Source organism: Thermogutta terrifontis (assembly GCF_002277955.1).
Classification (GTDB): Bacteria; Planctomycetota; Planctomycetia; order Pirellulales; family Thermoguttaceae; genus Thermogutta; species Thermogutta terrifontis.
The window spans coordinates 4,246,822-4,259,421 of the sequence record NZ_CP018477.1 but is presented as its reverse complement, the minus strand read 5'-3'; the positions used below and the strand labels follow the sequence as shown (position 1 = coordinate 4,259,421).

Genomic DNA, 12,600 nt, shown 5'->3' with positions numbered 1-12,600 from the left:
GGATTCAAGCCGGAGGGACGTGCTTGTCACGTCCGCTTTCCAACATTAGGCCATGCCTCGGGATTTCGCGGGCAGGACAAACGTATCCTGCCGAGCGACTGCTCCGGGACAACCATTTGTCAGGGCAATTTCTAATATCTGGATCATCCATTTTGTGCTTTCTCCTGAACCGGCAGGGGCAATTCATGAATTGTCCCTACAGCGTTCTCTGATCATGGGTTGCCTGTACGGCACACTGTGATCAGGAATTGCCCCCAACGGTATATTGTGACCGTGGCTTGGCAAGGTTTTTAAAAGTGGCGATGGGTCAAATTTGATGGCTGATTGTCGTGTTGAGGAGCCCGGCATTCCTGTCGAGCGACTTGTTTTGGAAAAAGCTTGGCCATAGAATGCGCGGCCGACGGGAGTTATGCAGTCGGGTGGTCCGGTAAGCGGAGGTTTGCGGAATGAAACGTCGCACTTTCCAGGCGTGTTTGCTGGCGATTGTTGCCGTTACAGCGGCGGGTGGGTTCATCACTACCAGGGCTGCCGAGCCTCGGAAGGACCGAACGGTCGTCCTGGTCAGCGTGGATGGTTTGGCACATTTCTATCTTGACGACCCGCGGGCGGACATGCCCACCATCCGGCGTCTGGCGAAGGAGGGGGCGAGTGCTCGGGGAATGGTAACAGTCTTCCCATCGGTCACGTGGGCTGCCCACGCAACGCTTTCGACAGGGGTTTGGCCGGGAAAACACGGAGTGATCGCCAACGATTTTCTCGATCGGCAAACGCGCCAGAAGGTGACTCTGCTCTGCGACCCGGTGTATGACAAGGAACAGGCTTTTCGGGTGCCAACGATTTACGATGCTGCCTACAAGGCCGGGCTGGTCACAGCAGGAGTCCTCTGGCCGGTGACGAGAAACGCCCGCACGCTGCACTACAGCGCTCCGGACATGCCGGGCGACGATGCTTGGACCCAGTTTGGCACACCGAGCTGGATTGCAGAGCTCCGCAAAATGGGGCTCCCGGTGGACAGTCACGGTCGGTGGTGTCGAGAAAGTGGCGGCGGTGTGCCACGCGATTGGCTCTACACAAGAATGACGCGCCAACTTCTGCTGGAACATCAGCCTAACTTGGTGATGATTCACCTGGTGGAACCGGATCACGTGCAACATCGGTCCGGGCCGCGCTCGGATGATGCGTACTGGTGTGCCAGTTACGCGGATGACCGCATTCGCGACATCGTGGACGCAATTGCCGCCTCGCCCCATGCCCGAAGTACGTATCTGATTGTCTGCTCGGATCACGGATTCTTCCCGTACCAGAAGCTCATTCAGCCGAATGTTCTTTTGAGAAAGCTGAACCTCTTGGAAGAAAAAGATGGAAAGTTTGGCCCAGGAAAAGCCTGGTGCATGTCGCAGGGCGGGGGAGCCGGTGTCTACATCCTCGATGAGGCTAATCGATCAGCCTTGATCGCGCAACTGGAAAAGGAATTCCAGCAGGTGGAAGGTATTCAAGCCGTTATTGGCCCGGAGCAAATCGAGAAAGTGGGTCAGGCGTTGCCTGAAAACGAACCCAGATGTCCAGATCTCTGGCTGGCCGCGGAGTCGGGCTACGCCTTTTCAGAGACAGCAACGGGCAATGACCTGGTGGTCTCCAGGCCGAGTGTCGGGGGAACTCACGGGTATTTGCCCGACCAGCCCGATATGCTGGCCATGTGCGTCGTTTGGGGGCCGGGTATTAACCCCGGGACAGATTTGGGCAAGGTGCAAATCGTTGATATTGCACCAACCATCGCAGCCATTCTGGGTATCGATCTGCCGAACGTTGACGGCAAGCCGCTAGTCAGGCCATAAACGAAATTCGGCACTTTGGCAGCGTCATCCCCACTGGAGGCTAGGGCCGGTCCCGTCGTTATCGGCATACCGGCGCTGGAGTGAGGAGAATAATGCGCTCCGAGTGTCTTTGTGAACCTTCAATTCGGGCTTGAATGCGAAGCAAAACACCACTATGATTATCATAAATGTTTGAAATACGAAGGTGCCGGATGGCTGGACCGTTTCTGAAAACTGTTTTTCCGACGTTTCGAGGGGATTTTCCATGAACGCCGCAGCATCTGGAAAAGTGTTTGATGAGATCACGCAATGCATCGGGAACACGCCCTTGGTCCGTCTGCGGAGGATTACGGCGGGGTGCGGTGCCACTGTGGCGGCCAAACTGGAAAACATGAATCCTCTTTGGAGTGTCAAGGACCGTATCGCCTGGGCCATGATCGAAGCGGCGGAAAAGCAGGGGCTCATCAAAGAGGACACCGTAATTATCGAGCCTACCAGCGGCAACACAGGCATCGGTCTCGCTTACGTCTGCGCCGCTCGCGGTTACAAGCTGGCCGTCACGATGCCAGAAAGTATGAGCCTCGAGCGGAGGCGGTTGCTGAAAGCCTTCGGTGTTGAGTTGATTCTGACGCCCGCTGCGGAGGGAATGCCGGGAGCGGTGAGAAAGGCAGAGGAGTTAGTCAAGGAAAACCCGAACTTTTACATGCCACAGCAGTTCAAGAATCCCGCCAACCCGGAAATTCACCGGCGGACTACGGCGGAGGAGATCTGGCGGGACACGGGCGGGCAAGTGGACATTTTTGTGGCGGGGGTCGGCACGGGCGGAACTATCACCGGCGTCGGGGAGGTCCTCAAGGCCCGTAAACCAGGTGTCAAGGTCATCGCTGTAGAACCTGCCAACAGCCCCGTCATCACGCAAAAGCTATCCGGTCAACCAATCAAGCCGGGCAAGCACGGCATCCAGGGGATCGGGGCGGGGTTCATTCCCGACGTGCTCAATCTGTCCGTGATCGACGAAGTCATTTGCGTGGAAGATGAAGCCGCAATGGAAACCTCCCGGGCTCTGGCGCGAATGGAGGGCTTCATGTGCGGCATCAGTTCTGGGGCGGCTGCTTGGGCGGCTCTTCAGGTGGCCAAGCGGCCAGAAAACGCCGGAAAATTGATCGTCGTGGTCCTCCCGGACCTGGGCGAGCGCTATCTCTCCACGCGATTGTTTCCCGAATGATGAATTGTTCATCGCTCCGAGTCTTCGTAATCGCGATTGGGTCCGGTTTAACCGGAACCCGGCAGTTGGCGCTCAAAAAAGCCCGGGCGACCTCTTGAATGGTCGCCCGGGAGAGTTACTGGCGTCTCGGGTAGCACGTCAGTGGATTTGGTCCCGATCGTCCGGTTTTATGTGATCAGCAGCCGCAGGGTTGCTCGCAAGCGGGCTTTTCGCAAGCCGGAGCGCACGGGTTGCAGATCACGCGACGAACACGGTGATGGTGAACCCGAACAGGCTTGCACACAGGGGCGCAGGCCGCTTCGCATGCCGGTTTTTCGCATGCCGGTTTGCAGGGCTCGCAAGCGGGTTTCTCACAAGCGGGGGCGCAGGCCTCGCGGCAGGCACGCTTCGCCTGGTGATGGGCCCGAATGCGGGCGAGCAGGCCAGGACGGCAGCAGGGTTCACAAGCGGGTTCGCAGGCCGGTGGCTCGCAGGCCGGTTTGCAGGGTTCACAGGCGGGTTTCTCGCAAGCAGGAGCGCATGCCTCGCAGCAGGCTTGCTTGGCCAGGTGATGTGCGCGAATACGGGCGAGCAGACCCGGCCGACAAACCGGGGCACAGGCCGGTTCGCAAGCGGCTTCGCAGGCCGGTTTCTCACATGCTGGGGCGCATGCACCACCGCCGAAGAGAGTCGAGGCCTGAGCGGAGCTCAAGGCCAGCCCAATGGTGAGGGCACCGAGGACCGCGGCACTGTAAAGTGTGACACGCTTCATGGGAAACAATCTCCTCTGATACGAGTTACGGAAACACCCAACACCGTTCACGTTATCCAATTCGCGTGTGGCTATCATTTTGTATCGTCTCGCCAGATGCGGCATTTTATTCATTTGCCCTCGCTTACTCTTTCTTCTAGGTCGATCAGGCTCAAAAATTAGCGGCAGTACAGCCTGTAACGAGCTTGGCGATTTCTCGGTCAGTGGGGGCCTGAATGCTTCTCACGTCTCGTCTTTCGACTACCGAGCTGGGGGCTTTGGATCTGGTTTTAAGGCAGACTCCGGAACGGCAGTCCTGAGAAATTTTCGCAATCTTCCGATTTCAGCGTCTGCCGTAAGCTAGATTGCATGTAAAGGGAAGGCAGTATGTCCAAAAAGGTAAAGGAAGGGGATTTCAGAAGTCTTTAAAAAGCACTTGTGTTGAGGGGATGGGTTCCGATGGCGGATAGGCGACCAATGACAGCGACAGAATACAGAGAGATCTATTCCGAGTTGGGTACCGACCCGGACTTACGGGACCTCATTGAAATGTTTGTGCAGGAGATGCCCTTTCGAACGGCCGTTTACGAAGAGCTTTTCACCGCCGGAAATTTCGAGGAGCTGCGCCGGGCGGTCCACCAGCTCAAAGGCGCTGCCGGAAGTTACGGCTTTCCGGTGATCACGGAAGCAGCCGCAACGGTGGAACTCGCGATCCGAAACGAAGCACCCTACGAAGAAGTTCGGCAAAACCTCGATCGGCTCATTCAATTGTGCCACGCTGCCCGGGTGTGCCCGGAGCAGTAACCAACCATCGAGAGGCACGGCCCCGATTTGATGAGCAATCCGACACCGCAGCGGCGTTAGCTGGCTCACCGAAGGGTGTTATAGGCTGTTTGCCGCGGTTGCAGTTCAACCCGAATTGAGGTGGTGGAGCCAGCTTCGACACGGACGTTCATTTCCCGTGCCGCGACCCCCTCTTTGCTCACTTGAACTTTGTACTCTCCGGCAAATCCGCGGAACTTGATGCGTCCCGCCTCATCCGTCTTTGCTGTTTCTTTGGTCCACCATTTCTGCTTGATGAGTTTGTAGAGCTCCGTGTAGGCGGGCTTGGGGGACATATCTCGTCGGAGGAGTCCCGCCGGGGCCCCCTGCCACGCGCGATAATCGGAAAAATCCCACCACGTGATCGCCTGAACCGCTGGATGTGAGAATAGCATGGTGTAAAATCGGACAACTTCTCGGGCTTGATATTCCTCCCCTTCGGGAGTGGTGACCCACGGACGGGGACGTTCCCACCCCCGTTGACCGGAGAGAATGGTGGTTTCGGTGAAATGGAGAGGCGCCTTGAATCGGGAGAATCGCTCGCAAACTTCCCAGATCTGTCTGTTGGACCAGGTGCCCCCATGCATGTGGCTTTGAATCCCGATCACATCAAAGATCGGGTGGTTTTGATTGTCCACCAGTTGTTCCAGCAGCCGTTCGTATTTTGGGCTGGTGACGTAATCATTAATGATCAGCGTGGCATCGGGGTTGGCCTTTCGAGCTCGGTCAAAACAGAGTTTTGTGAATTCAACCTGTCCCACTTCCTGCCACATCCTTGTCATTTTGGGAGCCCGCTGCTGGAACGACGTTCGGTCGAACTCCGTGGCTTCGTTGACGACGTCCCAGCGGTCGATGAGGCCGGCAAATCGGGATACGCAATCCTCGATGCGTGCAAGCTGAAGGCGAAGAATCTCCTTGGGATCGTCGGGCAGCCACGCCGGATCGGCAAAGTTCCATGCCAGCGGATGGCCTTTTACCACGATGCCATGCTCACGACACCATTCAGCGACCCGTCGTGCATATTCATGTGATGGTTCACCCTGCCGCCATTCATACGACGGCCAGTAAAAACCCACGGTGGCATAGTTGAAAATCTCGGCAAAACGCTGACGGTAGGCCTCTTCCAGCTTGGGGTCTTCGATCCTGCCCCAGTTGAAAATATTGCAGCCAAAAAGAAAGGCATGCCGCGTCTGTTCGATGGTTACTTCCGCGTCCGGGACGGGTTGGCCGTCGAGAATGACCACCATTTCAATATCGCCTTTTCGGTATTTTTCGATCCGTTCCTCGGCCGTTTGCCACAGCTCGTCGCTCTCCTCCGCCGCTCTCAGCCCTCGGGGCAAATTTGTAATGACTGCGGCGATAAGCGCCACTGCGATGTGTAATGTCAGTGTGCGGCTCATGCGTGTGTTCTCCCTACTCCTGGATGCATCTCACGGCCAAGACTTTCTTGACGGCAATGGTGGGAAATCAACTCCTCTGGGCAAAGGCATGTCCTCACGGCACCGGTCCCGGGAGCCGTAGGAGTTGGTACAGTTTGGGATCGGCCAGACTGGAAACGATCAAGTAGGCCGACGAAAAATCGTGCCGTGCGCTGTGGGGCCCAGGAACGGCGATGGCTATTGTACCGGCCGCGGCCGCTGCTCGACAACCGGCCTCGCTGTCTTCCAGCACGACCACCCTTTCCGGTTCCAACCCGAATCGGGCGGCTGCCTTGAGGTAAATCTCGGGATCGGGCTTGCCGCGTTCAACGTCTTCCGCCGTCAGGGTGAAATGAAATCGGGGTTCGAGTTCAAAGGTCCCCAGGACGGCCTGAAGTGTTCGACGGCTGCTGCTGGTGGCAATGGCCTTGGGAATTCCCGCTCTCTCGAGCGCATCCAGCAGATCCAGCAGACCTGGCATCGGTTGGATTCGTCCTTTGATCATCTCAATAAATAGGTCCTCCGACTCCCTAGCCAGTGTCTGCCAGTCGTCAGAAAGATTGTGCCAGCGGATCATGATTTCGAAGCTTGCCTGGGGCGGACGCCCCATCATGGCGTCACTGAGTTCGCGGGTAAAAACGTGGCCACGGCGACGAAGGAGTTCCGTCCCCACGGCAAAGTAGATGTCCTCGGTGTTGAACATCAGCCCATCCATATCGAACACAACCGCGCCGGGGGCTGGTTGCAGGTCCACTGCCTCGCGTATCCCGATCTGTTCCACCATTACTGTTAACCCTTTTTTTCTGTTGGCCAAATTGGTCAAACGACTATTTTGCCGTGTGTTCGTGCGATCTGAAACAGACTTCTCCTCGCAGATTTTGGGCCGTAACTCTCCAACCACCGAAATTCACCCCGTTTTAGGATCCGTGTGTGCCCCGGCTTTCAATCGTTGGGCAACTTCCCGCGCGTTTAATCCGCGTACAAGAATGCGTTTGTGGGGGGAAGTTTGGCCCGACACGATTTCCAGTTGGGAGGGCCGAACCCCCAGGCTTTTCGCCAGGATTTCCAGCACTGCCTGGTTGGCCTTGCCTTTTTCCGGAGCCTGTGTGACCCACACTTTCACACGCTCGTCCGACTCCCATCGCACCTCGTTACGGCGAGCTCCCGCATGTACTTTAAGTTCCAGCACACAGCCTTCAGAATGATCCGCGGGTGGATTCATACGAGAGATTCCCGGTTCACTGGTGATGCAATCCTTGAATGGATCCATTGAAGATAGTTTTGGAGACACAGTCACACCGGCCGGTCGAGGCACGAGTCGGCGTAAAACCCGCCGTGCCACGGTGACCACTCATGAATCTTCCTCAAGGATACCTTTGAAAAGAGCGCAACCGATCCTTACCATGGTCGCTCCTTCTTCAATGGCGATTTCGAAGTCGCCGCTCATCCCCATAGAAAGTTCTGTCAGGGAAATCTGGGGTGGTGCTAACGGGGAAAGCCGATCACGCAACTGGCGAAGGGCGCGGAAATCACGTCGGGCCCCCTCTAAATCCCCTTCTACGCCCGCCATTGCCATCAGCCCACAAATCGTCACGTTGGGGAAGTTTCCAAGTTGCGAAATGATCTCTTCCATCATCTCTGGAGCAAAGCCATGTTTGGAAGGGTGCCGCGAGATGTTGACCTCCAATAGAAGCTTCGGCCGTAATCCCAATTCTCCAGCGATCCGGTTGATGTCCGCCAAAAGGGACAGCGAGTCCACGGAGTGAATCCATTCAACACATGGGAGCGTCTTGCGGACCTTGTTCCGTTGCAGAGGGCCCACCAGGTGCCACTGGATGGGGAGATCGGCTAATAATGCGTGGCGCTGCCACAGTTGCTGGGGACGGCTTTCTCCCAACGACCGCTGTCCCAGTTCCACCAGTTGGCGAACCACGGGCACGTCCACATATTTGGTGACCGCAACGAGGCGGACCTCGTCGGGGGACCGTCCCACTCGTTCCGCCGCGGCGCGGATTCTCTCCTGGATGCTTTCCAGATTCTTTCGCAGCAGGCTGGTCGTATCCATCCACTTGTCCTTTTCGGAAGCTTATGAGATTCCTTGATCACTCTTCGCCGGTGGGGGCTTTCCACACGCTTTTTGGACGTCCACGTTGGCTGCCCTCTCAAAAAACGTTTTATCCGCGTGTAGTGACGGTCATGTCACGCTCACCGGTCCGGAGCCCGCGGTGGGGGAGACATTCGCTGCGGACAGACCAGGGTGGCATGAGAAAGCAGGGTAACCGATCTGGCTGACCGCACCCACCGCTCGAGTACTTCCACTCGGTTGGATGTTTCAATGCCCAGCCAGTCAATCCATTCTCGCCAGAGTGATTGAGAAACCGGCCGCGGCGACCAGACGCACAGACTGGCACGGCGCCGAACCCGCGATAGCAGCCAGAATGGAACCACAGGGTCACCGAGTTCCTGAAGCACGTCGGTCCAGCTTCCCCGGGTGGCTACCTCGCTCGGGGAAAGCCCAACGGCTGGCGAACTTCCGCCCGGTGTCTCCCAATCCGCCAGGAGAATAATCTGCCCGCGTGGGTTGACCAGCCGAGCTGCTGCCCAGGCCGCCTGCGCCAGGTTTTCCCACGCGGAGTGAGCGGGGTTGTGGTCCACTCCCGCAATGACCACATCACTTTGGCGTTGCACGGGAAGGCCCCACTGTCGAAGGAACTCCTCCCGGGATTCTTTTGCCACACGTTGGACGTCGCCCGCCATAACTCGCAGGACCTTGCCAAGCGGTCCTGGGACTGCTTCCAATGCGAATTGTGTCCCCAAGAGCCAGTCGGCTTCGCGACTGAGGCTCCCTGCCGCTCGGATGGGTGAGGCTCGGATCTTTCCCATCCGTTTGAGCTTTCGGTAGCGGACTCGTTCCACAACTTCCCGCCAGTGTCTTTGTTGGGCGGAATGGTCGGCAAAGGCGGGGAAAATCGCCCCAAACGCGCTGTAACGATTCCAGGTGCCGCGGGATTGTGTCCAGCCGATCGGTATGACGACATCGGCTTCCACGAGGACCCGATTGAGCCGGAGCACCCGGCCATCCTCGAGGCGGGCCAAATAGGCCAGATCCTCGGCCTTGTGCGCCTGGTGAGTTTTGATAATCACCCGGCGGGCATGTTCAGGACTTAGCAGGTGGCGCGGATCGCCCCGTTGGGCTGCTGCGTCGGCCTCCGTGCGGAGAATGGTAACCGGCTGGGATGGAGTCAGACGGTCGAGGACCGCTTGAACCACCGTGCTGATGATCGCGTCACTGCAGGGAGTGCCCCGGCGAACGGCAAGTACAACGGTGTCGTCGCCCGTTAGGCATTCTGAAAGCGCGGGAAGCCCCAGGGGACCTTCCAATGCGTCGCGGATGGCCGCCTCCAGGTCCGGCACCTGCTGGGCGGTTGCCCCGGGGGGCTCTGCCTGCCAGATACTGGGAAGTTCCGGGAGTTCGACGTATTGCTCTGCACCGAAATGCACCCGGTAGGCCATAAGGTCCTCCTGTCATCCAACGGGAACTCGTTTATCTATTTTCACTTCTTTTCAGCCATCGCGCAATCCCGTGCCGCAACCTCACGGGATTTGCTAAGATGAGAGAGTTTCCGGAAACCCCCATCGTGATCCGCCGGCCCGCAGCGCCGAGATCGGGCCACGTGATCGCCCGGGCTGGCGTTGTTCCGAAGTTCGGGGATCTGGCTAGGCTGAGTGGTTCTCCGACGAGAACGCGCCATGAAGATTGTCGCAGCTTAACCCTCTTTCTGAGAAATTAAAACGGCCGCAGGGTGAAGTAAGTCGGTGTAAGGAAGGTCGACACGGAAACCGAGGATGGTGTGATGCTCAATCCAGCCAACTTTCGTCAACGTCGTCCCTTCGATGCCCCCGTCACAGTTACTCGTAAAGCGTGTGATCCGGTGGCAATTAAATTCACGAGATCGGCGATAACGAATGGCCCAAAAACCGCATGGCCGGGTCGCCGGAAGATGGTTGGAAACGGATTGTTGTTACTGATTGTGAGCCTGGCAGTTTTGGCGGGGTGCTCTGCACAGAAGGCGAAACCCGAGGCTGAACAAGAAGTCGCCCGAGCCGCGGATTCTTCCTCGCAGACCGCCAAAAATCTCTCTCAGCAGCCACCAGTTCCCACGAGTCCGGCCGGCTCACGAACGGGGACTGATTCCGGCGGCGCTCCACAGGTAGGGCAACCCGCAGCTAAGCCGGAGGCGATTCCCCCGTCCACCCAATCAGCGAGGGAAATCCTTGAGGCAATGGTGAAGGTTTATCAATCCGCGAGCAGTTACGGCGACCAGGGGCGCATCGTCATTCGCGGGACGTACAACGGTCAACCGGTGGAAAGCCGCGTCAATTATCTGACGGCCTTCGAAAGACCCAACAAACTTCGGCTCATCGCAGGCGATGGAGTGATCATTTGCGATGGTAAAGATTTCTGGGGGTACGTGGCGTTTTTGCCCGGTCAGGTGCTCAAAGTGCCGGCCCCCGAGAAGTTCGATCTGAAGACCTTATTCACCGATACCATACTGGCGAACGCCCTTATGCAGGGGCCCGGTCAGCTTTATAGCTTGCTCCCCCCACCTCTGGTCTTGCTGGTGGCAGAAGATCCCCTGAAAACCTTGCTTTATCGCAGTGAAAAGCAGGAGGTTATTCCACCTGGAACCACGGGCACATTCACGTGTGATCGGGTGCGCATTCATCGCAAAGATGGGGATGTCATCCTGTGGATTGACAGAGACACACGCTTGCTCGTCCGGGTTGACCTGCCCGCAGAAGGACTGCGGCAGAGCTTCGATGGAGGGCGATTTCAGAATCTGGCGATCTACGAAGAATTCATCGACCCAGTGGTCAATAAGCCGATCAATCCGGAAGCCTTCGTGTTTTCCGTACCGTCGGACGCTCGGATCACCGCCGAGCTCCATCCCTACGGGTATGACTACCTGGGGACCCGGCCGGCGGACTTTGAATTTGAAGACACCAATGGTCAGAAAGTTACGCTAGCAAGCTTGGCGGGCAAACCGGTGGTGCTGGAGTTCTGGTCCAGGAACCACCCCGGGTCACAGGCGGTTCTCCAGGCGATTCAGGCAGTTGCTCAGCAGTTTTCGGGTCGAGTGGCGTTCTACGCCGTGAGCGTGGACCACGTGGTGGATGCCCTCGATAGCCCGGCGGTCAAAAATGAGGAGCTACTCAAGCTGCTCCAATCCTGGCAGGTCACCCTGCCTCTTCTCCGCGATCCACGCAACGATTCGGAAAAAATCTTTGGGGCGACTTTTCGACAGAATAAAGTCACCGTGCCCTGCCTGGTGATCCTCAATGCCGAAGGAGTCGTCCAAACGTATCATCTGGGCATGACGATCGACCTCGTGGACCGCCTGAGCGGAACCCTGGAAAAGCTCCTCAGCGGTGTCAACCTTGTGGAGGAGGAGCAAGCAGGATTCGAAAAAATGAAAAAAGAGCTGGCCAGACTTGTGGACGAGGCCTCACAGCATGGCCTATTTACCTTTGCCCTGGATGAGATCACCGCCGCAAGTACTGTCGAGCCGGCACCTGCCAGCACTCCGCAGCACTTGAAGCTGGTGGACCTGTTCAAGTGCACCCTCATTAAAGCGCCTGGCAATCTTCTCGTTGTTCCCGACTCGGCGGGGAACGATCGCGTCATCTGTGTCGAGGAGGGCAATACCGCGGCAGAGATCGGTTGGGATGGCACTGTGAAATCCCGTTGGCCCCTCAAACCGCTGCCGCCGGACAAAATCGACTTCCTCCGAAGCGGAGTGGACAACACCGGAAAACGGTATTTCGTGGGCTGGTCCTTCGGTTCTCAGCAACTATCAATCTACAATGACCAATTCGAGCTACTGGGCCGATACCCCGGCGAGGGCACGCCTCCCCACGAAGGGATGGCGGACGTCCGTCTCGTTGACCTCAATGCGGATGGAAATCTCGAAGCCGTGATCGGATTCCTGGGGGTTGTCGGTGTCCAGGCGATCTCGCTGGACGGAAAGCGGTTATGGAGCAACCGAACAGCGGCGGTCGCGTTTCGCATCGGGGTTCTGCCGGGAGCGCAGGGCCAACCGCCGAGTTTCCTGGTGACAAACACATCCCGTGGAAGTGCAGTGCAAATCAGCCACGATGGCCAGCGGCTGGGAGAAATCATCGTGCCCGGACGAACAATCGCCTGGCTGGCTGCCGCTGACCTCGATGGGGACGGAACCGCCGAACTCTGCGGGCTGGATCCCAAGGACTTCGCCCAGACGGAGGCCTTCGGCTTCAACCTGGCCGGCGACGAACTCTGGAAGTACACCCTCCCCAAGGGGATGGTGCAGTATCCAGTGGAACAAATCGTGCATGGCCGTGTGGTCCCTGGAAACACGGAGCAATGGATTCTCGTCGGTGCGGATGGTTCACTCCACATTCTGGATAAGGCTGGCCAGCTTGTGGACCGTTTTAACGGGGGCGAACTGATCACAGGCGTGGCCGTTGCTCAGCATGAGGGAGTCCCTGTGCTTGTAGTGGCGACACCGCGGCAGGTCATCGCCTGGTCGGTCGCGCAGGGTGGCCCGTGAC

Annotated in this window: 10 protein-coding genes; 4 read left to right on the top strand and 6 right to left on the bottom strand. The window is 57.8% G+C overall.

The window, feature by feature from the left end; genetic code table 11:
• The first annotated feature begins 446 nt into the window (after positions 1 to 446).
• Both THTE_RS15720 and cysK read left to right on the top strand, forming a co-directional pair.
• Positions 447 to 1,835, top strand: a complete 1,389-nt coding sequence (locus tag THTE_RS15720; protein ID WP_095416328.1) for an alkaline phosphatase family protein — start codon at positions 447 to 449, stop codon at positions 1,833 to 1,835.
• 244 nt (positions 1,836 to 2,079) lie between these two features.
• Entirely contained in the window at positions 2,080 to 3,039 is a 960-nt protein-coding gene (cysK, locus tag THTE_RS15710) for a cysteine synthase A (RefSeq protein WP_095416326.1), read from the top strand.
• A 175-nt stretch (positions 3,040 to 3,214) separates the two neighbouring features.
• On the opposite strand, the gene THTE_RS15705 is transcribed toward cysK, so the two are convergent.
• Positions 3,215 to 3,790: a hypothetical protein gene (locus tag THTE_RS15705; protein ID WP_095416325.1), complete on the bottom strand. Its 576-nt coding sequence runs from the start codon at positions 3,788 to 3,790 to the stop codon at positions 3,215 to 3,217.
• A 456-nt stretch (positions 3,791 to 4,246) separates the two neighbouring features.
• On the opposite strand from THTE_RS15705, the gene THTE_RS15700 reads away from it, so the two are divergent.
• Positions 4,247 to 4,573, top strand: a complete 327-nt coding sequence (locus THTE_RS15700; protein ID WP_157732162.1) for an Hpt domain-containing protein — start codon at positions 4,247 to 4,249, stop codon at positions 4,571 to 4,573.
• Positions 4,574 to 4,638: 65 nt separating this feature from the next.
• Here the strand turns inward: THTE_RS15700 and THTE_RS15695 are convergent, their stop codons facing one another.
• From THTE_RS15695 to THTE_RS15675, 5 genes are all read right to left on the bottom strand, one after another.
• The gene (locus tag THTE_RS15695) at positions 4,639 to 5,991 is read right to left on the bottom strand and encodes an endo-1,4-beta-xylanase (protein ID WP_095416323.1); all 1,353 of its coding nucleotides are present in this window, start codon (positions 5,989 to 5,991) and stop codon (positions 4,639 to 4,641) included.
• 94 nt (positions 5,992 to 6,085) lie between these two features.
• Positions 6,086 to 6,793, bottom strand: coding sequence for an HAD family hydrolase (locus THTE_RS15690; RefSeq protein WP_095416322.1), 708 nt, complete (start codon positions 6,791 to 6,793; stop codon positions 6,086 to 6,088).
• Positions 6,794 to 6,916: 123 nt separating this feature from the next.
• Entirely contained in the window at positions 6,917 to 7,231 is a 315-nt protein-coding gene (locus tag THTE_RS15685; RefSeq protein ID WP_095416922.1) for a DUF167 domain-containing protein, read from the bottom strand.
• Between the two features lie 129 nt (positions 7,232 to 7,360).
• Entirely contained in the window at positions 7,361 to 8,074 is a 714-nt protein-coding gene (locus THTE_RS15680; RefSeq protein WP_095416321.1) for a YggS family pyridoxal phosphate-dependent enzyme, read from the bottom strand.
• A gap of 140 nt (positions 8,075 to 8,214) precedes the next feature.
• Positions 8,215 to 9,522, bottom strand: a complete 1,308-nt coding sequence (locus tag THTE_RS15675; protein WP_095416320.1) for a lactate racemase domain-containing protein — start codon at positions 9,520 to 9,522, stop codon at positions 8,215 to 8,217.
• 506 nt (positions 9,523 to 10,028) lie between these two features.
• Here THTE_RS15675 and THTE_RS15670 point away from each other — a divergent pair.
• Positions 10,029 to 12,599 (top strand): redoxin domain-containing protein, encoded by a 2,571-nt coding sequence (locus THTE_RS15670; RefSeq protein WP_157732161.1) that lies wholly within the window; start codon positions 10,029 to 10,031, stop codon positions 12,597 to 12,599.
• Position 12,600 lies beyond the last annotated feature (1 nt).

Excerpts from the sequence above, each read along its gene's own strand:
- THTE_RS15720 (WP_095416328.1), top strand. The coding sequence starts at position 447 with ATGAAACGTCGCACTTTCCAGGCGTGTTTGCTGGCGATTGTTGCCGTT.
- cysK (WP_095416326.1), top strand. The coding sequence starts at position 2,080 with ATGAACGCCGCAGCATCTGGAAAAGTGTTTGATGAGATCACGCAATGC.
- THTE_RS15705 (WP_095416325.1), bottom strand. The coding sequence starts at position 3,790 with ATGAAGCGTGTCACACTTTACAGTGCCGCGGTCCTCGGTGCCCTCACC.
- THTE_RS15700 (WP_157732162.1), top strand. The coding sequence starts at position 4,247 with ATGACAGCGACAGAATACAGAGAGATCTATTCCGAGTTGGGTACCGAC.
- THTE_RS15695 (WP_095416323.1), bottom strand. The coding sequence starts at position 5,991 with ATGAGCCGCACACTGACATTACACATCGCAGTGGCGCTTATCGCCGCA.
- THTE_RS15690 (WP_095416322.1), bottom strand. The coding sequence starts at position 6,793 with ATGGTGGAACAGATCGGGATACGCGAGGCAGTGGACCTGCAACCAGCC.
- THTE_RS15685 (WP_095416922.1), bottom strand. The coding sequence starts at position 7,231 with ATGAATCCACCCGCGGATCATTCTGAAGGCTGTGTGCTGGAACTTAAA.
- THTE_RS15680 (WP_095416321.1), bottom strand. The coding sequence starts at position 8,074 with ATGGATACGACCAGCCTGCTGCGAAAGAATCTGGAAAGCATCCAGGAG.
- THTE_RS15675 (WP_095416320.1), bottom strand. The coding sequence starts at position 9,522 with ATGGCCTACCGGGTGCATTTCGGTGCAGAGCAATACGTCGAACTCCCG.